Consider the following 20,910-nt stretch of genomic DNA (forward strand, 5'->3'; position numbering starts at 1 on the left):
GAAATGCAGAACGGTGCACGAAGACGCACCGGTTGGCCTCTGGGAGGTCATGATCGTGAGGGCGGATCAGTCCGCCCAGGCTTGGTTCAGGATCGGTTGCTCAGAATGATGGCCCGGAGGGCGTCAATCAGGCGTGTGCAGGCCTCGTCAGTTCCGATCGTGACGCGTAGCCAGTTCTGGATACGCGGGGTTGAAAGATGCCGCACCAAGATCGAGCGCTCGCGCAGGGCGGCAGCGACCGATCCGGCCGGATGCGCCGGATGACGCATGAGAACGAAGTTGGCACAGGATGGCAGGACTTGGAAGCCGAGATTTTCGAGTTCTGGAACAAGGGTTGCGCGGCTGGCCATGACCCTGCGTGTAATGTCGGCTAGCCAGTCCGTATCCCTGATGGCCGCGATCGCCCCTTCCTGCGCCGGGCGGGACAGGGGGTATGAGTTGAAGCTGTCCTTAACCCGGATCAGCCCTTCGATCAGTTCCGGAGAACCGATGGCAAAGCCAACCCGCAGCCCTGCCAGTGCGTAGGATTTGGACAGCGTTTGCACCACCAGAAGGTTGTCATAGCGCTTTGTGAGGGGGATGGCCGACTCGGCGCCGAAATCCACATAGGCCTCGTCGATGATGACGGTTCGGTCCGGATGGCGAAGAGCCAGTGTTTCGATCTGTTCGAGCGTGAGGGCCAGGCCCGTATTGGCATTGGGGTTCGCAACAACCACGCCGCCACATGGGCCGTCATAGGCGTCGATGTCGATCTCATAGTCGTCATTCAGCGGGAACTGTTTGAACGGCTGTTCGAACAGGCCGCAATAGACGGGGTAAAAGCCGTATGTGACGTCTGAGAAATAGAGAGGCGCGTCGTCGTGGAACAGGGCACGGAAGGCGTGAGCCAGAACTTCGTCTGAGCCGTTGCCGACGAAAACGCACTCTGCCGACACGTCAAAACGTTCGGCAATGCTCTCGCGCAGGGCCGTTGCTGTCGGGTCCGGGTACAGGCGCAGCGTGTCTGTCGCTGAGGCGCGGATCGCCTCCAGCACTTTCGGGCTGGGTCCGTAGGGGGACTCGTTGGTGTTGAGTTTAAGCAGATTCGTAAGTTTCGGCTGTTCGCCGGGAACGTAGGGATCGAGATCGTGGACGCGACGGTTCCAGAAACGGCTCATGCGCCTGTTCTTTCAGTGAAAAGACCTGTCAGATTCTGGCGTTCGGCCAGATCACGCGCAGAGACGCCGTCCACATCCCGATGATCGGGGTTGGCGCCCGCGTTGAGAAGAAGGCGCGCCATGTCTTCCCGGCCGAACATGATGGCAAACATGAGCGGGGTACGGCCTGAGAAATTGGCATGATCGACCTGCGCTCCGTGATCGATCAGGATTTTGGCGATGTCCGTCAGCCCCTTGAATGCAACGCCTGAAAGGGCTGTTGCGCCTTTGAGATCGGTGGCTTCCGTATTGGCATTTCGCTGAAGCAGCAGTCGGGCCGCTTCCATATGTCCGTTATAGGTGGACACGATCAGGGCCGTGTAACCGCGGCTGTCAGGTGTGTCGATGGCCATTCCCGCATCAAGGAACTGGGTCAGCAGGTCTGTGTCACCCTCACGGGCGGCGTCAATGAACAGGGCGGTAATCTGTTCGGGGGTGAAGTTGACGGTCTGTGCGTTCATGACGGTTTCCACCAGAGGGGACAATGTGGCCCTAGGTTAGCGGCTTGATGACGGAAGGGTAAGGGTCTCGCCATTTTCCAGCGCTTTGAAGCGTCTTGGACGATCCTGGGAAGCGATTTCCAGTCGTGCGGCAGGTTCCAGAATGGCCTCATCCGTGAGCTGAAAGGTTCCGAAATGGATAGCGATGGCCTGATCCGGCGTGAGGGTGTCGAATGCCATCACGGCTTCTTCCGGGTTCATATGAACACGGCGCATGAAATTGCGCGGTTCGTAGGCGCCAATGGGGAGGATGGCGAGGTCGATGGTGTTCCAGCGCCGATGGATGGCGTCGAAATGTGTGCCCCAGGCAGTATCGCCAGCGAAGAAGGCTTTTTTACCTTCGGCTTCGATCATAAAGCCGCCCCAAAGCGCCATGTTCTGGTCGAACGGTGTGCGGGCGCTCCCATGCAGGGCTGGGGTTGCCGTGATTCGCGCACCTTCAGCCTGTGTGCCTTCCCACCAGTCGAGTTCGACGATGCGGGGAAGTCCGGCCTTTTCCAGATGTCTACGATTGCCTGACAGGGAAATGCACACTGCGTCGTTCTTTAAGGCCATAACCCGCAGGGTTGGCAGATCCATATGATCGTAGTGGCAATGCGATATCAGGATCATGTCGATGGGTGGAAGGGCCTCCAGAGGAATGCCGGGTGGGCGGACGCGTTTGGGGCCGAAACTGCGGAAGGGGGAACAGCGTTCTGAAAACACCGGGTCCGTGATGATGCGTAATGGTTCACGCCCCTGTCGCCCGAACTGAAGAAGAACGGTGGCATGGCCGATGAAGGTTGCGAGGCATTCACCGGGCGCGGGAGCAGTCAGGGTGTGGGGTGTCTGAGGGGGCAGGGCATCGGGCCAGCGGGGACGCAGGCTGAGCTGCCATTTCAGGATATTTCGGAAGCGCTGACCCGGTGTTCGCACAGGGGCAGTGTTATCGGGGCGCCACGAAGGTGGGTTGAAATAACGTGTTCCGTCGAAGTGTAGCGGGTTGTCGTCGAGCACAAGAGCGTGTTTCACAATATGGTTTACCCATCAAGCATTGCGTCAGACGTGATATCGCGTCATGCCGTGGCTGCAGAAGGTGCGGGGGCATCATTGATCTTTCCCCCGCTCGTCACAAGCCGGAGACCCTATACCGATGAGTACCCTTCCTGAACTCGGTATCAATACCATCCGCACACTTTCCATGGACGGCGTCGAGCGCGCGAATTCCGGTCACCCCGGAACGGCAATGGCTCTCGCTCCTGCAATGTATGCGCTGTGGCAGCATGATCTGAACTACGATCCGGCTGATCCGCTATGGCCAGCCCGTGACCGTTTCGTCCTGTCCGTCGGGCATGCCTCCATGCTGCTGTACTCGACGCTGTTCCTGACAGGCGTTCGCGACATCCAGGACGGCAAGGTTGTCGAGAGCCCGGCTCTGACGATCGAGGATCTGAAGCAGTTCCGTCAGCTGAACTCCCGCACGCCGGGCCATCCGGAATACCGTTTCACGTCCGGTGTTGAAACCACAACCGGCCCTCTGGGCCAGGGCTGTGGCAACTCAGTCGGTATGGCGATTGCCGAGAAGTGGCTGGCTGAGACGTATAACCGTCCCGGTTTCAAGCTGTTCGACTATCACGTCACGGTGTTCTGTGGCGATGGCGACATGATGGAAGGCGTGGCTTCGGAAGCAGCTTCCACAGCTGGGCATCTTGGTCTTGGTAACCTGACCTGGGTTTACGATTCCAACCAGATCTCCATTGAAGGTTCGACGGACCTTGCTCTGACGGAAGACGTTGGTAAGCGCTTCGAGGCCTACAAGTGGCACGTTCAGACGCTGACGGACGGCAACGACGTCGATGCGATCCTGAAGGCGCTTCAGGAAGCCAAGAAGGTAACGGACCGTCCAAGCCTGATCGTTCTGAAAACGGTCATCGGTTATGGTGCTCCCAAGAAGGCCGGTACGGCTTCGGCTCATGGTGAACCGCTGGGTGCGGAAGAGATCAAGGGCGCGAAGGCCGCTTATGGCTGGCCGGAAGGGGCTGGTGACTTCTATGTGCCGGACGGTGTGAAGGAGCACTTCGCAGAAGGTCTTGGCAAGCGCGGTGCGGCTGCCAATGCCCAGTGGCGTGAACTGTTCTCGGCTTACAAGGAAGCGCATCCCAAGGAAGCTGCCGAGCTTGAAGCGATCTTCGAGCACCGTCTGCCAGAAGGCTGGGACAAGGACATCCCGGTTTTCGAAGCTGATGCAAAGGGCGTCGCCTCTCGTGCAAGCTCTGGCCAGGTGCTGAATGCCGTTGCCAAGAACCTGCCCTGGATGATCGGTGGCTCCGCTGACCTGACGCCATCCACGAAGACGGACATCAAGGGTGGTGGATCGTTCCAGCCGCCGCAGTGGGGTGGCACTTATGGTGGCCGCAACCTGCATTTCGGTGTGCGTGAGCATGCGATGGGTTCCATCTGCAACGGTATCGCTCTGTCCGGTATTCGGGCTTATGGCTCCGGCTTCCTGATCTTCTCTGATTACATGAAGGCTCCGATCCGTCTGTCGGCCATTATGGAACTGCCGGTGACGTACATCTTCACGCATGACTCCATCGGCGTCGGTGAAGATGGTCCGACCCATCAGCCGATCGAGCAGCTTGCTCAACTTCGCGCGACCCCAGGCATCATGACGATCCGTCCGTCCGACGCCAACGAGGTTGCAGAAGCCTGGCGCACGCTGATCCCGCTGACGCACAAGCCTGCTGTTCTGGCTCTGAGCCGCCAGAATCTGCCAACAATTGACCGCAGCAAGTACGCAGCGGCTTCCGGTCTGGCGAAGGGGGCATACGTTCTGGCCTCCTGTGACGGTAAGCCGGATGTGATTCTGATGGCGTCGGGTTCTGAAGTATCGCTGGTTGTCGAAGCTTATGAAAAGCTTACGGCAGAAGGTGTGAAGGCTCGCGTGGTATCGTTCCCAAGTTTCGATCTTTTCGAAGAGCAGCCTCAGGAATACCGCGACTCTGTCCTGCCGCCTGACGTGATTGGCCGTGTGGCCGTTGAGCAGGCAGCAGCCTTTGGCTGGGACCGTTACGTCGGTCTCGGCGGCGCGATCATCGCCATGAATACGTTTGGTGCATCGGCTCCGGCCTCTGCACTTCTGACCAAGTTCGGGTTTACGCCAGAAGCAGTCTTTGACGCCGCAAAGCGTCAGGCTGCCCGTAGCAAGTAAGGAGAGAGCCTGTGGCAGACACAATCTCTAATACCGGCCTAGATAAAGTGGGCAGTGTCCTGCGGGATCTGGAAAAGCATGGCCAGTCCCCCTGGCTGGACTTTATCCAGCGCAGCTTTACGGAAGATGGCAGCCTCAAGAAGCTCGTCGAGGAAGACGGGCTTCGTGGGGTGACCTCCAACCCGGCCATTTTCGAGAAGGCCATCGGTAAGGGGACGGAATACGATCCCCAGATCCGCAAGCTTCTTGAAGGGGAAGGTCTCTCTGCTGGAGACCTTTACGAACACCTCGCGATTGATGACATTCGCGCTGCCTGCGGTGTTCTCTATCCGGTGTTCGAAAAGACCAAGGGCCTGGACGGTTACGTCAGCCTCGAAGTCTCTCCGTATCTCGCATTTGATGCTGCGGGTACCATCACGGAGGCCCGTCGCCTGTGGAAGGCTGTCGGTCGCAAGAACCTGATGGTCAAGATTCCGGGCACGGCAGAAGGCACGGGTGCGATCCGCGAAGCGATTGCGGACGGCATCAACATCAACGTGACGCTGCTGTTCTCTCTGGAAGCCTACAAGGCCGTTCTGGAAGCGTATATTTCCGGTCTTGAAGCCCGCGCAGCCCGTGGGGAAGACATTTCCCACATCTCCAGCGTGGCCTCCTTCTTCGTCAGCCGTATCGACGCGAAGATTGATGGCGAGATCGACCGCCGTGTTGCCGCTGGCGACAAGGATGCGGAAGCGCTCAAGGCTCTGCGTGGCAAGGTTGCCATTGCGAACGCCAAGATCGCTTACCAGTATTATCTGGACGTCAAGAAGAGCCCACGTTGGCAGGCACTCGCTGCCAAGGGTGCCAACCCGCAGCGTCTGCTCTGGGCCAGCACCGGTACAAAAGACAAGGCTTACTCTGACGTCCTGTACGTCGAAGAGCTGATTGGTCCGGAGACGGTCAACACCATTCCACCCGCAACGTTCGATGCGTTCCGCGATCACGGCAAGCTCCGTGAGAGCCTGACGGAAAACGTTGAAGAAGCCCGTCACGTTCTTGCTGAGGCCGAGCGTCTTGGTCTGGATCTGGCCGGTGTGACGGCGAAGCTGGTGAAGGATGGCTGTGCTTCCTTCTCTGAATCCTTCGATACCCTTCTTGGTGCGGTCGCTGAAAAGCGGGAGTCCGTGCTGGGAAAACGGTTGCTCCACGTCACAGCTGACCTTCCCTCTGATATCCGCGACGATGTTGCGGAATCCGAGAAGGCGTGGAGCAAGGAAGGTCTGGTCCGTCGCATCTGGGCGAAGGACGCCTCTGTCTGGACGAATGGTCCGGAAGCCGGTTGGCTGAACTGGCTGACCATCGTTCAGGACCGTCTGTGGCACATCGAAGAGCTGGAGCTTCTGGCCCGCGATGTCCGCAGCCGTGGTTTTACGGATATTCTTCTGCTGGGTATGGGCGGTTCGAGCCTTGGTCCGGAAGTACTGGCCGAGACGTTCGGTCAGCAGGAAGGATGGCCGAAACTGCATGTCCTCGACAGCACGGACCCTCAGCAGGTCCGGACATACGAGAAGGCGGTTAACCTCAAGAAGACCCTGTTTATCGTGGCCAGCAAGTCTGGCGGCACGCTGGAGCCGAACATTCTGTTCGCGCATTTCTGGACGGTCGCCGGTCAGGCTCTGGGCAAGGCTCCAGGCGATAACTTCATCGCCATTACGGATCCTGAGTCCCATATGCAGAAGGTCGCAGAAGAAAACGGCTTCTGGCGTATTTTCTACGGTGATCCGAAGATTGGTGGCCGGTTCTCCGTGCTGTCCAACTTCGGTCTGGTGCCTGCCGCTGTCAGTGGTCTGGACGTTCGCAAGTTCCTGACGATCACGAACCTGATGGTCGAGAGCTGTGGCCCAAGCGCACCAGCCCATGTCAATCCGGGTGTGACGCTGGGTCTGATCCTTGGTCATTCGGCCAAGTGCTTTGGTCGTGACAAGGTGACGATCCTGGCCTCCAAGGGCATCGCGTCCTTCGGGGCATGGCTCGAGCAGCTCATTGCCGAAAGTACCGGCAAGAAGGGCACGGGTCTCGTTCCGATCGACGAGGAAGAACTCGGTACGCCTGACGTCTACGGCAAGGACCGCGTTTTCGTGGACCTGCTGCTTGAAGGTGACACGCCTGACAGTCGTCTGGGTGCGCTGCGCGAAGCGGGAGCTCCGGTCGTGACGGTCCGTCTGTCGGACAAGAATGAGATTGGGCAGGCTTTCTTTGTCTTTGAATTCGCCACGGCTGTTGCCGGTGCGGTTCTGGGCATTGATCCGTTCGATCAGCCAGATGTCGAGTTCAGCAAGGTGGAAACGCGCAAGCTGACCACAGCTTATGCTGAAACCGGCTCTCTCCCGGCTGAGGCACCGTTTGCCGTTGATGGAAACTTCTCCTTCTACGCGGATGAGAAGAATGCTGCGGCTCTTGGAGCAGGCGATACGGTCTCCATTCTGAAGAAGCACTTCGAGCGTGTTGGACCGGGCGATTACGTGGGCCTTCTGGCTTACATCGAGCGTAACCGGGAGACACGTGATTGGGCGCAGGACGTCCGTATGGATCTGCGGAACGCACTCAAGGTTGCTACGGCAGCCGAGTTTGGTCCCCGGTTCCTTCACTCGACGGGACAGGCCTACAAGGGTGGACCGGACAGTGGTGTTTTCCTTCAGGTGACTGCGAAGGACGCGGCTGATGTTCCGGTTCCGGGACATGGCTTCAGCTTTGGTGTCGTCAAGGCGGCACAGGCTCGCGGTGATTTTGAGGTTCTTTCAGCCCGTGGGCGTCGTGCCCTGCGGGTGCATATCGATGGATCGCTGGAAGAGGGCCTGAAGACCCTTGCTGCGGCCATTCATAAAGCGATTGCAGGAGCATAAGGCATGCGTATCGGTATCATTGGTCTGGGTCGTATGGGCGGAAATATTGCCGTCCGCCTGACCCGTCATGGACATGATGTTGTTGTGCATGACCGCACGGCGTCCGTTACGGACTCCATCGTGCAGCGCGCCGAAGGTGGACGCGCTACGGGTGTGGACAGTGTCGAGGCCCTTGTGAAGGGCCTCGAAGGGGACACGCATCGTGTCGTCTGGGTCATGCTGCCTGCTGGCAAGATTACCGAAGCCTGCGTGCAACAGCTTGGCACGCTACTGGGCAAGGGTGACGTCATCATCGACGGTGGCAACAGCTACTACAAGGATGACGTCCGACGTGCAGAAGAACTGTCTGCAAAGGGTATTTCCTACGTTGATGTCGGGACGTCCGGCGGCGTGTGGGGCCTCGAACGCGGGTACTGCATGATGTATGGCGGGCCTAAGGAGGCTGCGGATTATATCGATCCAATTCTGGCGGCTCTGGCTCCAGGCAAGGGCGATGTTCCCGTCACGCCGAACCGCGATGCTCCGGGTCTCGATCCGCGGGCTGAGCAGGGCTATCTGCACTGTGGTCCGTCCGGTTCAGGTCACTTTGTGAAGATGATTCACAACGGCATCGAATACGGCATGATGCAGGCCTTCGCGGAAGGCTTTGATATCATGAAGAGCAAAAACTCTCCTGTTCTGGCCGAAGGCGATCGCTTCGATCTGAACATGGCGGATATTGCCGAAGTCTGGCGTCGCGGCAGTGTCGTGTCGTCCTGGCTGCTGGATCTGACGGCAGAAGCCCTCGCTAAGTCGGGTGAACTTTCCGAGTTCTCCGGTGAAGTGGCTGACTCTGGTGAAGGTCGCTGGACGATCGAAGCCGCCATTGAGGAAGACGTGCCGGCGCCTGTCATGACGGCGGCTCTCTTCACCCGTTTCCGTTCGCGGTCGGGCAACAACTTCGCTGAGAAGATCCTCTCGGCGCAACGTTTCGGCTTTGGCGGTCACGTCGAGCCGAAATAAGCCCTTCTGACGGATGGGCAAGGGGGAGTGAGCGCAGTATGCTCATTCCCCCATTCAATATGGCCGACCGACAGGGGCTTGCATGTCCATTGATCTCGATACCATTCACGCGGAACTTCCTCCAATGCCGGATACGATCCGGATGGTTGTTTCCGATATGGATGGAACGCTCCTGACACCGGAAAAGACAATCGCTCCCTCTACGATGGCGATGGCAAAGGAGCTTCAGAAGCGCGGTATTCCGCTCTGTCTGGCAAGTGCGCGGCCACCGGCTGCGATGACAAAATACATTTCACAACTCGGCTTGAGCGGTCAAAACGCTGGTTTCAACGGTGGCATCATTTTTGCACCGGATGGAACACCAACGGTCAGCCGTGTCCTTTCCCGCGATGTTCTCTCCGTGGTGCATGACATGCTGCATGTTCACGGGATCGAGACCTGGCTGCTGCGTCAGTCTTACTGGATGGTCAGTGATGTCGCGACACCGTTTGTGGAGCATGAACGCCGCATCACCGGTCTGACGCCGCATCAGGTGCCGGATCTTCGTCATGAATTCGACGGGATTGGCAAGGTTATGGGCGTTAGCAACGACTACGATCTGCTTCAGCGTGTCGAAACTGAACTGGCGGCCATGCTCCGGGGTGAGGCAAGTGTGCGGCGTTCTTCAGAAATGCTGCTCGACATTACGCCTGCGCTTGCCAACAAGGGCGAAGCCGTGCGTGAACTGGCCCGCGCCCATGGCGTGGAGCCGCATGAAGTGGCCTGCTTGGGGGATGCCCATAATGACCTGCCGATGTTCTCCGTCGCAGGGTTGGGTATTGCGATGGGGCAGGCTGAAGAAGATGTAAGAGCCGCTGCCCAGGTTTTTACAGACACCAATGAACGCGATGGCTGGGCCAAAGCTGTCGAGCGTTACATTCTGCCAAGGGTCCGCAACACATGACGAGCGATATCCGTACAGCAACGCTGGAAACACTGCCTGATTCAGAAGCAGTCGCCCTTCGAATGGCGGATCTTCTGGTAGAAGGTGTTCTCGCCAAGACGGACGGGAAATTCCGTGTTGCCTTATCTGGTGGATCAACGCCCAAGCGCCTGTTTGAACTCCTGGCCGAGCCGGAACTGGCAAAGCGTATTCCCTGGGAGCGTGTCGAGATCTTCTACGGAGATGAGCGGCATGTTCCCGAGGGCCACCCGGACAGCAATCATGCGGTTGGACAGTCTGTGCTGATCAGTCGCGTGCCGGTTCCGGCAGGCAATGTCCATCCAATGCCGACAGGTTCAACTGTCAAAGCCGATGCAAAGACCTACCAGAAGACGCTTGAGACGGCCTATGGCGCGACCAGACTTGATCCGGCTCGTCCGCTGTTTGATCTCGTGATGCTGGGTCTGGGAACAGATGGTCATACCGCCTCGCTGTTTCCAGGTGAGCCTGTGCTGCAGGAAAAGACGGCATGGGTAGGAACGGCGGCTCCGAAGACTGCACCGCATGAACGCATTACACTGACATATCCGGCGATCGCTTCCAGCGCTCTGGTGGTTTTCCTTGTGACTGGGGCCTCCAAGGTTGAGATGCTGAAGCGTCTGCGGGACGGGGATAAGAGCCTCCCGTCCGCGAATGTGACCAGTGAAGGTCGTATTGTCATTCTGGCTGACCGTGCCGCAACGGGAGACGCGGCATGAGTTCGGATATGGAAATCCACAAGCGTACCGCAGCCCGGCAAGCAGCAGATATGGTCAAAAGCGGGATGGTTGTCGGCCTAGGAACGGGCAGCACTGCGACTTACATGATCGAGCGACTGGGTGAGCGGATCACGGAAGGTCTTCACATTGTGGGGATTCCAACGTCCGAAGACAGTGCCCGCAAGGCGAAGAAAGCCGGTATTCCACTGACGGATTTTGCGGCTCATCGTCGGCTCGATATTGCCATTGATGGGGCGGATGAAGTCCAGCGTGGGCCGTTGCATCTGATCAAAGGCCTTGGCGGAGCACTTCTGCGGGAAAAGATTGTTGCACAGGCTGCGAAGAAATTCGTCGTCATCGTGGATGGCAGCAAGCCGGTTGATCACCTTGGCGAGCGTGTCCCAATTCCCGTGGAAGTGATTTCTTTTGGTTGGGAATGCACGGCAGAACGGTTGTCAGCCTGCGGTGCCAAGGGCGTCAAGCCGCGGACCGACCGTGACGGAAACCTGTTTGTCAGTGACAACGGCAACATGATTCTGGATTGCACGTTCGGTCCGATCGAGGACCCGGAAGAACTGGCGCGCCAGATAGACGCGATCGTAGGCGTGGTGGAACACGGCATGTTCCTGAACATGGCGTCTGAAGTTCTGGTTGCGACAGAACAGGGAGTGGAGCGATGGGAACCATAGGGACTGTTCAGTCTGTTGGAGCCATGGGAGTCAGGCCGCGGTTTCTGGTGGTTATGGGGGTTTCCGGGACGGGCAAGACAACGATTGCCACCGGCCTTGCCACCCGTCTCGGCTGGCATTTTCAAGAAGGGGATTCCCTTCATCCCCAGAGTAATGTCGACAAGATGAGTGCCGGGCAGCCGCTGACGGACGAAGATCGCAAGCCGTGGCTTGAAGTCTGTCATGAATGGCTAAAGCACGAAGTTGCACTGCGGCATGGTGCCGTGCTGACGTGTTCTGCACTAAAGCGCGTGTATCGGGAACAGTTGCGTCGTGGCTTGCCGGTGGAGTTCGTGCATGTTCGCGTGAAGCCGGACACGCTTGAAGATCGTATGGCGCATCGCACCGGGCATTTCATGCCGCCCAGCCTCCTGCCAAGCCAACTGGCGACGCTGGAAGAGCCGGGAGATGATGAACCGGTCATTCATGTTTGCGGTGAAGACCATCCGGATGTTATTCTTGAACGGTTAATCCGCCAGTTTCGGGACGAAGAAAACCAGAAGGAAGTTCATGCGGCTACTGGTTGACGCAGATGCCTGCCCTGTAAAAGATGAAATCTACCGTGTGGCAGGCCGTTATGGCCTCCAGACGCTGGTTGTTGCCAATCGGTGGATCAATATTCCACAGTCTCCTTTGATCGAACGCGTTGTGGTGCCGGAAGGTCCCGACGTTGCGGATGACTGGATTGCGGAACAGGCGGTCGCGTTCGATATCGTCGTGACCAATGACGTGCCGCTTGCCGTCCGGTGTCTGGACAAGAGCGCGGCAGTTCTTCGACCGAATGGCGAAGAGATTGATGAACGCTCGGTTGGAATGGTCTCGGCCATGCGGGATCTGATGCATAATCTGCGCGAAACCGGCACTGTGAACACCTACAATCCCTCTTTCGGAAAAGCGGATCGAAGCCGGTTTCTTTCCGCTCTCGATACGCTCATCGTGCGACTCCGCAGGAAAGCTGTCCTTTCCAAAGTGGTCCCCAGTTCTTCATAAATGATCCACAGGGACGTCCCCGGAGATGTTCCATGAATCTGGGGATAAGAGTCCGTCGCTGAGGAAAAACCGCCCATGAATCCGTTGCGTCTTGCCCAGCTTGAAATGTTCTGTGCGGTCGTTGAAACGGGGACAGTGGTGGCAGCCTCACGCATGCTGAACTGTGTGGCATCCAACGTAACAGCGCGGCTGCGGGAACTGGAACAGCTGCTGGGGCAGGACCTGTTTACCCGCGAAAAGAACCGATTGTTTCTGACGCCGGAAGGACGATTGTTTCATCAGCGAGCGAAGGCGGTTGTGGATCAGGCTCGAGGCTTGACGGATCTGTTTTCCGAGGGATCGCCCAAGGGTGTTTTGACAGTCGGGGCACTGGATGTGGCGCTGAAGACCTATCTGCCGGACCGCGTTCCCCGGTTTCTGGCGTCAGCGCCTGGTGTGGAAATCAGGATGCTGATCCGCCCAACGGATACGCTTGAACGGATGCTGATGGATGGGGAAATCGATCTGGCTTTGACAGACGGGCCGATCGAACATCCGATGATGAGCAGTGCTTTTGCTTTTCGCGAGCGTCTGGCAATTGTTTTACCCAAAAACCAGGACATTTTACGCTCTGGTCAGGCGGTTTTCCTGTTCAACACGGACTGTCTGTACCGGCGGTATTTCGAGGCCTGGCTGGAGCAAGGGGGCGTTGGTGGAGGGCTTATTCATACCATCGAATCCTATGATGTCATTCTGGCCTGTGTGGAAGCTGGATTAGGGATTTCCTGCATTCCCCAAAGTGTCCTTTCAACGTTGCAGGCAAAGCGGTGTGAGCAAGTCAACGTGCTGTATCCAGAGGATCTGCAAGGCAGCGATATTTATGCCGTCTGGCGGGAGCCTGGTCTGGGACCGCTTGGTCAGATGTTTGTGAAGAGTCTGCAAGCTTTGGTCTGAAGCTCACATAAAGTGAATGATAAGCTGATGTATCATCACTTTTAATAATCACTGCTCTTTGTCAGTCTTCGGTCATCGACTGAACCGGTGGCGGTCTCATGCGTCTGACACAATACAGCGCAAGACGCGTCGCCCTGAATACAGGAGCAGTCAATGGCACCGAAATACGATCTTTTTATCAATAATGAATGGGTTGCTCCGGAAACCGGTGAATGGATTTCCGTTGAGAACCCTGCAACCAAAGAAACGGTAGGGCAGGCTGCCCGGGGTGGAGAAGCAGACCTCGACCGGGCGGTAGCGGCAGCCAAGACCGCATTCCCTGCATGGAGCCGTAAAACCGCGGCCGAGCGTGCGGACTACGTCCATGTTCTCAAGGATCTCGTGAAGCGGGACAAAGAGAAGCTGGCTGAAATCATCACGTCTGAAATGGGCAAGCCGCTCAAGGAGGCTCGTGTTGAAGTTGATTTTGCGATCGGGCTTTTAAGGTTTGCCGCCGAAAATACGTTGCGGCTTCAGGGCGAAATCATTCCCGGCAGCACGCCGGATGAGAAGATCCTGATTGACCGTGTTCCCTTGGGCGTCATTGGTGCCATCACGGCATGGAATTTCCCGCTGGCGCTTTGTGCGCGCAAGATTGGTCCTGCCATCGCCGCTGGCAACACGATCGTCGTGAAGCCCCACGAGTTGACACCTCTCGCATCGCTCCATTTGGCGAAGCTGGTTGAGGAAGCGAAAATTCCCAAGGGCGTGGTGAATATTGTCACGGGCGACGGGCCGGAAGTTGGTGTTCCACTAGTGGCACATCCGGACGTCAAGCTCATTACCATGACGGGTTCTACGCCTGCGGGTAAGAAGATCATGGCAGCGGCGGCGGAGACGCTGAAGGAAGTCCGACTGGAACTGGGCGGTAAGGCGCCTTTCCTCGTCATGGAAGATGCTGATCTGGAAAAAGCGGCCGAGGCCGCCGTGCAATCCCGTTTCATGAACACGGGGCAGGTCTGCACCTGCAATGAGCGGACTTACATTCATGAAGCGGTCTATGACGAGTTTGTTCAGAAGGTTCGTCAGAAGATCGCTGACCTGAAGGTCGGGCTACCGACAGATCCGGAAACGGATATGGGGCCAAAGGTCAGCGAAGATGAACTGAAGAAAGTTCATGAAATGGTGGAAAAGGCCGTCAGGCAGGGTGCAAAGCTGGAAACCGGCGGCAAGCGTCTGACGGGTGGCGTGTACGACAAAGGCTATTTCTATGCACCGACACTGCTGACGAATGTCTCGCAGGATATGGATATCGTCCATAACGAGGTCTTCGGCCCGGTCATGTCTCTCATCAAGGTGAAGGATTTTGATCAGGCGCTCGCCTGGGCCAATGATTGCCGTTACGGGCTGTCGGCCTATCTTTTCACGAAAGATCTGGGCCGCATTCTGCGCATGACCCGCGAACTGGAGTTCGGTGAGGTTTATGTGAACCGTCCGGGCGGTGAAGCGCCGCAGGGCTTCCACCATGGCTACAAGGAAAGTGGCCTTGGGGGCGAAGATGGACAGCACGGTCTGGAAGCCTATGTGCAGACCAAAACAATTTACCTCAACGCCTGAGGTTCAGCCGGGCAGCCTATGAGTGGCTGCCCTTTTTTCATGAAAGGATCGGAAACATGGTTAAAGTTGCTGCGCTGGCCACGGATGGCCTGGAAGAAATCGAGCTGACATCCCCGAAGGAAGCTTTGGAAAAAGCAGGTGCGACCGTCACGGTCATTTCCTTGAAAGCGGGTGAATTTCAGGCCGTTAATAAGGATATCTATCCGTCTAATAAAATCCGTGCGGATCTGGCGATTGCTGATGCCAAGGCTTCGGACTTCGATGCCCTTCTACTTCCGGGCGGCCTGGCGTCTCCGGATGCCCTGCGCATGAACAAAGATGTTGTGGCGTTTGTGAAGGAGTTCGTAAAAGCCAATAAGCCGATTGCTGCGATCTGCCATGGCGCGCAGACGCTGATTGAAGTTAATGAACTGCGCGGTCGAACCGTGACGTCATGGCCGGCGATCAAAACCGATTTTCAGAATGCTGGCGCGGACTGGGTGGACACGGAAGTCGTGACAGACGGACCGTATATATTTTCCCGTTGCCCGGATGATCTCCCGGCTTTTAACAGGGCAATCATCAAGCATTTCAAACTCAGCTAGAGACTGAAGCTACCAGGGTTGGACAAAAGAATCATGAATGGGGTGATCGTCCACCCTGCGTGTTGATGTAATTTGCCAATGATCCTTCACAAACCGAGACTTCAGGCGACTTCCCTTGAGCGACTGCCGTAATGCCTGTCTGGCTGTCAGGGTGCCTGATAGAGCTGGCGCCTTCAGTCTCTCAAGAGAGGCGAGATCTACCTGAATAAAACATCCCGTTTTGTGAGCCAGATCCTGCAGGCGCTCGTCCATGCGCTGAACGGGGAGCGACATGGGAAGGGCATCTCTCGTGCAGGCTGCTGATGCAACGGTTGGACAGGCAAGGATCAGGACGAAAAAAGCAAGAATTCGATAAGCCATGCTGCTTCCTTCAGAGAAACTGTTTCTGGAGAAGTAGCGGAAAGAAAGCCGATCATGGGAGGCTTTCATCATTCCAGACATGTTTTAATTGAAACAGGCCTTGTGTTCTGGCCAATCGAATTGAAGCGATCCGTATTTGAGCAGGCCGTAAGTGAGGGCAGGGGGAATGCTCCCTGTGGAGCCAAGAGTGTATCGGGCCTGATCGACAATGGAGACAGAACCTATCGAAAAGGTCGTTGGAACTGTCACCATCTGGCTGGACTGACGCCCGGCAGCGCTGTCGTAAAATTCATGGCTGACTGCATTGGGCGCGTCAGTGGGCAAATGTGATGTCCGGATATGCAGAACCGTTTCGTTGTTATCCCCAGTATCGACCATGGCCCATTCAGACAGTGTTCCCCGCTGAAGAGGGAGAAGCCACTGGCTTGCATATCCTGCTCTTATGGAGGCCGTCACAAGATCGGCCGTGCACTGGAATGGCGCATGCAGGCCATAGGTCATGGCGTCGCGCGTTATGGTGACGTGTCGAAGCTGGCTTAGTTGTTGCAGGCCGATAACGATTTCGTTGTCTCGGGAGATAGCGAAAAGCTGGTTCAGGAAAACGGTTTTGCCAATGACAAGTGAAGGCACAACAACGAAGTTTCCGGAGTATCGGGAGCCTGACCCGTCCGATATGGCATCGGAGTGACCGATGATCCGTAGTTTATGTGCACGAGAAAATTTTTCCGGGAGAAGACCTGTCAGTGTACCGGTGCCAATCAGCGCCGGAACAGTCTCTCCATCTAGGGTGACATTTGTAGACGCTGCTTTGACACCCTGCTGAGTGAAACTGGAACGGGCTGTATTGAAATTGACCGTATCCAGAAATGGCAACCGTACAACCTGGTTTGGAATGCTCTCAGCAGAGACGCTGAGTGTCATGGGTTGTGCATTGCTGAACTCAAGGCTGGGCATATGGTAATATGCACGGAGAGGCTTGAAATACTGACGTTCGATCTGTTCCTGTGAAAGTGCCCATGCGCGGATGTGGCCCTGCAAAAGCAGGTTTCCGCTCAGAGTCTGCTCAATCATGAAATCGAGCGGATTAACGGTTTTCTCCGGGTCACCAATCGGTCCCAGTTTGCTGGCCATGGTCTTCAGAATCAGATTGCTGGTGTCATAATCCCCGTGCAGGCGGGCAATGGCACTCAGGCAGAAGCCCAGCATAGTCTTATGGGAGAATGTTGGCTCTCTCTGGATCAGATGTGCCAGTTCCGTCTGGATAAACTGGAGGCGGGTTTCATCCCCGTGAGCCAGTGCTTCGAAAATTCCGTAATTGTCTTCGACGTGAAGAGTCGGGGGTGCACCTGGCACCTGTTCAACCATATCTGGTGTAAAGGCATCTATAGACGCGGCACGGGCGGCGGGCGTTATTCCAAGCATTATCGCAGTGATAAAGGCCGATATTGCGGAAACTCGTCCTCGCAGCCTTATGGCTGTACGGCTGGAAAGGATTGCACCATTCAAAGGCTTAAAATGAAATAATTTCATACAAAAAGACATAAACTGACAAAATTGAAACGTCATCCGTCTTTGTCGACAGGAGCTGGGTCAGAATAAAAAAGCGGTGTCTGATCCGCCGGCTGGTGAGGGGCTGATCGGACACCGCTTGTTCAGGGCGCGGAAAAGAGTGGGTTAAAAGGTCATATCAACAAGCTGGCGGCCCAGTGCCGGATCATCCGTGAAGAAGCCGTCGATGCCTAGGTCCAGATACCGGCGGACTTCTGCAATCATACCGGCTGGATTACGGGCTGCCGGACCTGCATCACTGCGAAGCTGGGCTGGAAGAAAATAGTTTTCCGGGCGGGCCGTGTAGGAATGAACGAGCAGTCCCGCCCGGTGAGCGTCATCAACGAGCGTACTGGGTTCGAGCCATGCCCCCTTGGTGTCGCGCGGGATCAGATCCGTGTTGGAGGGGCCGATGACGTCTGCGTAACGGCGGACGTCTTTAAGTCCAGCCGGTGTCATCAGATCACCAAAAGTGGTTGTTTTACCTGCCGCGGCGAGATCGGGCGGAGTTTGTTTGCGCTCACCCATCAGAAGCATCAGACGGGTCTGAGGATTGATCGCGAGGGCCTGATCGCGGATGCGTGCAAGATTGGCCGTCTCAAAAGACTGGATTTCGAGCGGTGCCTGACGGGTGTATTCGTGCGCCGCAATGGTCTTCAGGAAGATCGCTTCAGGGTCGTGGCCCAGACTGTGGAAATGCGTGGAGTGCTTGAGTTCCGGGATCAGACCGAAGGTCTTTCCGGTAGCCGCAGCCTGTGCAGCGACAATCTCAATGACTTCCTCAAAAGTCGGGATTTCGAAGCGGTCGTTGTAGCGGGTGTTATGGACACGTAGCGTTGCCAGACGCTCACGGGCACGCAGGGTCTTGAGTTCTGCGAGAGTGAAATCCGTGGTGAACCAGCCGGTCTGCTTCTGGCCGTCGATGGTAACGGTCTTCTTGCGGTCGGCGAATTCCGGATGATCCGCCACATCCGTGGTATCGGCAATGTTGCTTTCATGGCGGACGACCAGATGGCCGTCCTTAGTCATGACCAGATCGGGTTCGATGAAATCGGCGCCGTCCAGCATGGCCTTGGCATAAGCACCAAGAGTGTGTTCAGGACGAAGGGCGGACGCGCCACGATGGGCAAACACCAATGGCTTTGGAGCCAGGGAAGGAGCCGCCTTTGCGGAGCGGCTCAGGTGAAGGGCAGGGAGAGCTGCGGAAAGCAGGCCCAGAGTGCGGCGGCGCGTCAGCATGGAGCAGTCCTTACAGCGTGGCGTTCAGAGTCAGGAAGAAGCTGCGCGGGGCAACCGGGAAGGCACTGAACTGACCGGAGGTCTGGGTCGCGTTGATGGTAGACCACGCGCGGGTGTTGGTCAGGTTGGTGATGTTACCCTGAACGCGCAGAGCTGCAATGTGCGGAATGCCATGGAACGTGTAGCCAGCGTTCATGTCAAACTGCGCGAAAGGAGCTGCGTACATGTCGTTCGTGTAGGTCGCGTAGCGCTTGCCGGTCACGACGCCGATGAACTGGCCGTAAGCGTTGCCCCAGTTGGTGCTGAACACGAACTTCTCGGACCATGCCGGCATGCCGACCACGTTCTTGCCAGCCGTGCGGATTGTCGTCGTGCCGGTCTTGTAGTCGTCGTTATAGGTGGACTTGTTGTAGGACAGGCCGTTGTAGAGCGAGAAATGGTCGCCGAAGTGGGATGTGAAGGAGAAGTCCATACCATCGGTCGTGACGGAGCCGACGTTTGCCAGTGTGGTGGCGGAACCAATGATGGAGGACAGGGTCTGGGTGGTGGCGACGGCCAGCAGACGGTTCGAGAAGTGAACGTGGTAGTAGGAAACCTGGCCTTCGATGGACGTTAGCGGGCCAAGATGAATCTGGCGGTGTTCACGCAGACCGGTTTCGTAAGTCCATGAGGTTTCCGGCTTGCCGTTCTTTTTGAAGTCCTCGAAAGCAGCCTGGCTGGTAGCACCCCAGGGGGTGGCGTTGCCGTAACCTGCGTCCTGGAAGGAGCGCATGTTCTCCTGAATATTGGCGAACCACTGCTCGTTCGGCGTAATGTTCCAGACGGCACCGAAGGACGGCAGGAACGGGCGCTCGGCAGCAATCGTGCCACCCGGAGCCGTCACAGCGTAGGCCGGAGACAGCGAGCCGGGCTTTGCAGCAACAGGCAGAGTGCCGTTTGTGTAGACCAGTTCGGATTTGAAGCCGGCAGCCAGCGAGAAGTTCTTGGAAATCTGCCAGTTGTCCTGAAGATGCGTCACGAACGTATTGGTATAGAAATTGTTCGTGTACTGGTCGATCAGGGCGTTCTGCTGACGTTCATACGGTGTGGTTGGGTTGTTGGCGTCCAGCGGATACCAGCGACGGGCCTGCGTGTTGTTGTTGCGCTCATACCATCCGCCCACTTCGATGGAATGCTTGCCGAGGTGGTAGCGCAGCGTGGAGATCAGGCCGCCACGATTGTCCCAGTATTCCGTTGTACGGGTTGCGTAGCCAGAGCCACCGAAAACAGAGCTGAGATCCTGACCAGGGAAATAGGCTGCGAATAGCGTCGGCAGGCCCGCTGCGGTGATCGGACCTGCGACGACGCCTTCGCCCAGATCATGATGATAATAAATCGAGTTGTCCCAGTGCAGGTTGGCATTGAAATCATGCGTCCACTTGGCATAGGCGAGGAAATCCTCGCGCTGGGCAGCGGAGTAGTAGTTACGATAGTTCAGGCCCGCATTCTTGTACGCTGCCGAGTTGATATAGGATTTTGCGTAATTGAAGTTGGGATATGTGAACGGACGCACATATGTGCCGTAACCCTGCGGCAGGGTCACGCTGTCTTCGTTCGGCTCAACCTTCTGGGACCAGTCGAAGAATGCGGAGAAATGATCGTGCGCGCCGTGGTGAACGAACTTGGCATTGACCTGATAGCCGCCCTGATGACCGGCAAAGTCCCACGCGCGGGCATCCTGACGGGCGAAGGAAACGTAAGCTGAGTTGCCGTTGCCAAACTCACCCGTATCGAGACGCGCGAATGTGCGGAATGTGGACCAGCTTCCGAAAACCTGTTCGATCTGGGCGCCGCGCTTGTGAAGCGGGTCCTGCGTCGTGAATTCCATGGTGCCGCCGAGGTTCGACGTCGAGGCTGTGCCAAGACCACCAGCACCTGTGGCGATAGAGGCCGATCCGATGTTTTCGCTAATGGCGGCGCGCTGCGGAGACAGGCCGTTGTAGTTGCCGTAAGCCTGATCGCCGAGGGGGATACCATCCAGCGTGTAACCAAGCTGTTCCTTGGCAAAACCATGCACGTAAAGGGAAGAGTTCTGCTCGTTGTTGCCCCATGGGTCAGCGTTGTTGAACACAACACCTGGCAGGATCTGGAGGGCCTTGATGGGGTTAATACCTGGCAGGATGCGCTGCATCTGAACGCGTCCCAGTGTCTGCTCGGAACGGGTGCGCTTGGCGGTGATGACAAGCTGTTCGGAACCGCCCGCTACGTCTGCGGCTTTATGGGATGCTGCATGCTTCCGGCCTGTTTTGGCCGCATCAGCGGCATGAGCGGACGGCAGTGCCATGCACACGGCCAGCGGCGAACAGAACAGAAAGAGCAACCCTTTGTTGCACTTGGACTTTGAAAGCATGGCGGTTTTCCCGTAACGAGCCAGAATCGAAACGGGCGGAACCTAAGCGCAATACTTCGAGATGTGTGTGAACCTCATGTGAAGGTGGCGTGA

18 protein-coding genes are annotated in these 20,910 nt (G+C 57.1%); 11 read left to right on the top strand and 7 right to left on the bottom strand.

What is annotated here, in order from left to right:
- Positions 1 to 86 precede the first annotated feature (86 nt).
- Genes hisC through HKD32_RS01725 form a run of 3 tightly spaced genes read right to left on the bottom strand, consistent with a single transcriptional unit; the run spans position 87 to position 2,707 of the window.
- On the bottom strand, positions 87 to 1,157 hold the full coding sequence (gene hisC / locus HKD32_RS01715) for a histidinol-phosphate transaminase (protein ID WP_061932578.1): 1,071 nt from the start codon (positions 1,155 to 1,157) through the stop codon (positions 87 to 89).
- Complete coding sequence (locus HKD32_RS01720; protein ID WP_010501114.1) at positions 1,154 to 1,657, bottom strand: ankyrin repeat domain-containing protein; 504 nt, start codon at positions 1,655 to 1,657, stop codon at positions 1,154 to 1,156. The genes hisC and HKD32_RS01720 overlap by 4 nt, the downstream gene beginning before the upstream one ends.
- Positions 1,658 to 1,693: 36 nt before the next feature.
- A complete protein-coding gene (locus HKD32_RS01725; protein WP_337905494.1) occupies positions 1,694 to 2,707 on the bottom strand; it encodes an MBL fold metallo-hydrolase in 1,014 nt (337 codons plus the stop codon).
- Between the two features lie 121 nt (positions 2,708 to 2,828).
- On the opposite strand from HKD32_RS01725, the gene tkt reads away from it, so the two are divergent.
- The 11 genes from tkt (at position 2,829) to HKD32_RS01780 (ending at position 15,281) form a co-directional block, all read left to right on the top strand.
- Positions 2,829 to 4,886: a transketolase gene (tkt, locus tag HKD32_RS01730; protein WP_194257393.1), complete on the top strand. Its 2,058-nt coding sequence runs from the start codon at positions 2,829 to 2,831 to the stop codon at positions 4,884 to 4,886.
- Positions 4,887 to 4,897: 11 nt separating this feature from the next.
- Positions 4,898 to 7,768 carry a bifunctional transaldolase/phosoglucose isomerase gene (locus HKD32_RS01735; protein ID WP_194257394.1) on the top strand — a complete coding sequence of 957 codons (2,871 nt, stop codon included), beginning with the start codon at positions 4,898 to 4,900 and terminating at the stop codon, positions 7,766 to 7,768.
- Between the two features lie 3 nt (positions 7,769 to 7,771).
- On the top strand, positions 7,772 to 8,770 hold the full coding sequence (gene gnd, locus HKD32_RS01740; protein WP_061932568.1) for a phosphogluconate dehydrogenase (NAD(+)-dependent, decarboxylating): 999 nt from the start codon (positions 7,772 to 7,774) through the stop codon (positions 8,768 to 8,770).
- A gap of 82 nt (positions 8,771 to 8,852) precedes the next feature.
- Positions 8,853 to 9,713 carry a Cof-type HAD-IIB family hydrolase gene (locus HKD32_RS01745; RefSeq protein ID WP_061932566.1) on the top strand — a complete coding sequence of 287 codons (861 nt, stop codon included), beginning with the start codon at positions 8,853 to 8,855 and terminating at the stop codon, positions 9,711 to 9,713.
- Entirely contained in the window at positions 9,710 to 10,450 is a 741-nt protein-coding gene (pgl, locus tag HKD32_RS01750; RefSeq protein WP_061932564.1) for a 6-phosphogluconolactonase, read from the top strand. The genes HKD32_RS01745 and pgl overlap by 4 nt, the downstream gene beginning before the upstream one ends.
- Entirely contained in the window at positions 10,447 to 11,139 is a 693-nt protein-coding gene (gene rpiA / locus HKD32_RS01755; RefSeq protein WP_194257395.1) for a ribose-5-phosphate isomerase RpiA, read from the top strand. The genes pgl and rpiA overlap by 4 nt, the downstream gene beginning before the upstream one ends.
- The gene (locus tag HKD32_RS01760) at positions 11,127 to 11,705 is read left to right on the top strand and encodes a gluconokinase (protein ID WP_061932562.1); all 579 of its coding nucleotides are present in this window, start codon (positions 11,127 to 11,129) and stop codon (positions 11,703 to 11,705) included. Before rpiA ends, HKD32_RS01760 begins: the two co-directional genes overlap by 13 nt.
- Positions 11,689 to 12,168, top strand: coding sequence for a YaiI/YqxD family protein (locus HKD32_RS01765; protein ID WP_061932559.1), 480 nt, complete (start codon positions 11,689 to 11,691; stop codon positions 12,166 to 12,168). The genes HKD32_RS01760 and HKD32_RS01765 overlap by 17 nt, the downstream gene beginning before the upstream one ends.
- A 75-nt stretch (positions 12,169 to 12,243) precedes the next feature.
- Positions 12,244 to 13,101, top strand: coding sequence for a LysR family transcriptional regulator (locus HKD32_RS01770; RefSeq protein WP_194257396.1), 858 nt, complete (start codon positions 12,244 to 12,246; stop codon positions 13,099 to 13,101).
- Between the two features lie 153 nt (positions 13,102 to 13,254).
- Entirely contained in the window at positions 13,255 to 14,697 is a 1,443-nt protein-coding gene (aldA, locus tag HKD32_RS01775) for an aldehyde dehydrogenase (RefSeq protein WP_194257397.1), read from the top strand.
- Positions 14,698 to 14,753: 56 nt separating this feature from the next.
- The gene (locus tag HKD32_RS01780) at positions 14,754 to 15,281 is read left to right on the top strand and encodes a type 1 glutamine amidotransferase domain-containing protein (protein ID WP_194257398.1); all 528 of its coding nucleotides are present in this window, start codon (positions 14,754 to 14,756) and stop codon (positions 15,279 to 15,281) included.
- A 9-nt stretch (positions 15,282 to 15,290) separates the two neighbouring features.
- Here the strand turns inward: HKD32_RS01780 and HKD32_RS01785 are convergent, their stop codons facing one another.
- The 4 genes from HKD32_RS01785 to HKD32_RS01800 form a co-directional block, all read right to left on the bottom strand.
- On the bottom strand, positions 15,291 to 15,641 hold the full coding sequence (locus tag HKD32_RS01785) for a hypothetical protein (RefSeq protein ID WP_228118689.1): 351 nt from the start codon (positions 15,639 to 15,641) through the stop codon (positions 15,291 to 15,293).
- Positions 15,642 to 15,725: 84 nt separating this feature from the next.
- Positions 15,726 to 17,063 carry a retropepsin-like aspartic protease gene (locus HKD32_RS01790; protein ID WP_194257399.1) on the bottom strand — a complete coding sequence of 446 codons (1,338 nt, stop codon included), beginning with the start codon at positions 17,061 to 17,063 and terminating at the stop codon, positions 15,726 to 15,728.
- A gap of 252 nt (positions 17,064 to 17,315) precedes the next feature.
- Positions 17,316 to 18,428 (bottom strand): glycerophosphodiester phosphodiesterase, encoded by a 1,113-nt coding sequence (locus HKD32_RS01795; RefSeq protein ID WP_062024384.1) that lies wholly within the window; start codon positions 18,426 to 18,428, stop codon positions 17,316 to 17,318.
- A gap of 10 nt (positions 18,429 to 18,438) precedes the next feature.
- Positions 18,439 to 20,817, bottom strand: coding sequence for a TonB-dependent receptor (locus HKD32_RS01800; RefSeq protein ID WP_061932547.1), 2,379 nt, complete (start codon positions 20,815 to 20,817; stop codon positions 18,439 to 18,441).
- Positions 20,818 to 20,910: the final 93 nt, after the last annotated feature.

The organism is Gluconobacter japonicus, assembly GCF_015244665.1.
Classification (GTDB): Bacteria; Pseudomonadota; Alphaproteobacteria; order Acetobacterales; family Acetobacteraceae; genus Gluconobacter; species Gluconobacter japonicus.

Coding starts and splice junctions, on each gene's coding strand:
- hisC (WP_061932578.1), bottom strand. CDS start 1,157: ATGAGCCGTTTCTGGAACCGTCGCGTCCACGATCTCGATCCCTACGTT.
- HKD32_RS01720 (WP_010501114.1), bottom strand. CDS start 1,657: ATGAACGCACAGACCGTCAACTTCACCCCCGAACAGATTACCGCCCTG.
- tkt (WP_194257393.1), top strand. CDS start 2,829: ATGAGTACCCTTCCTGAACTCGGTATCAATACCATCCGCACACTTTCC.
- gnd (WP_061932568.1), top strand. CDS start 7,772: ATGCGTATCGGTATCATTGGTCTGGGTCGTATGGGCGGAAATATTGCC.
- HKD32_RS01745 (WP_061932566.1), top strand. CDS start 8,853: ATGTCCATTGATCTCGATACCATTCACGCGGAACTTCCTCCAATGCCG.
- pgl (WP_061932564.1), top strand. CDS start 9,710: ATGACGAGCGATATCCGTACAGCAACGCTGGAAACACTGCCTGATTCA.
- rpiA (WP_194257395.1), top strand. CDS start 10,447: ATGAGTTCGGATATGGAAATCCACAAGCGTACCGCAGCCCGGCAAGCA.
- HKD32_RS01760 (WP_061932562.1), top strand. CDS start 11,127: ATGGGAACCATAGGGACTGTTCAGTCTGTTGGAGCCATGGGAGTCAGG.
- HKD32_RS01765 (WP_061932559.1), top strand. CDS start 11,689: ATGCGGCTACTGGTTGACGCAGATGCCTGCCCTGTAAAAGATGAAATC.
- HKD32_RS01770 (WP_194257396.1), top strand. CDS start 12,244: ATGAATCCGTTGCGTCTTGCCCAGCTTGAAATGTTCTGTGCGGTCGTT.
- aldA (WP_194257397.1), top strand. CDS start 13,255: ATGGCACCGAAATACGATCTTTTTATCAATAATGAATGGGTTGCTCCG.
- HKD32_RS01780 (WP_194257398.1), top strand. CDS start 14,754: ATGGTTAAAGTTGCTGCGCTGGCCACGGATGGCCTGGAAGAAATCGAG.
- HKD32_RS01785 (WP_228118689.1), bottom strand. CDS start 15,641: ATGGCTTATCGAATTCTTGCTTTTTTCGTCCTGATCCTTGCCTGTCCA.
- HKD32_RS01790 (WP_194257399.1), bottom strand. CDS start 17,063: ATGCTTGGAATAACGCCCGCCGCCCGTGCCGCGTCTATAGATGCCTTT.
- HKD32_RS01795 (WP_062024384.1), bottom strand. CDS start 18,428: ATGCTGACGCGCCGCCGCACTCTGGGCCTGCTTTCCGCAGCTCTCCCT.
- HKD32_RS01800 (WP_061932547.1), bottom strand. CDS start 20,817: ATGCTTTCAAAGTCCAAGTGCAACAAAGGGTTGCTCTTTCTGTTCTGT.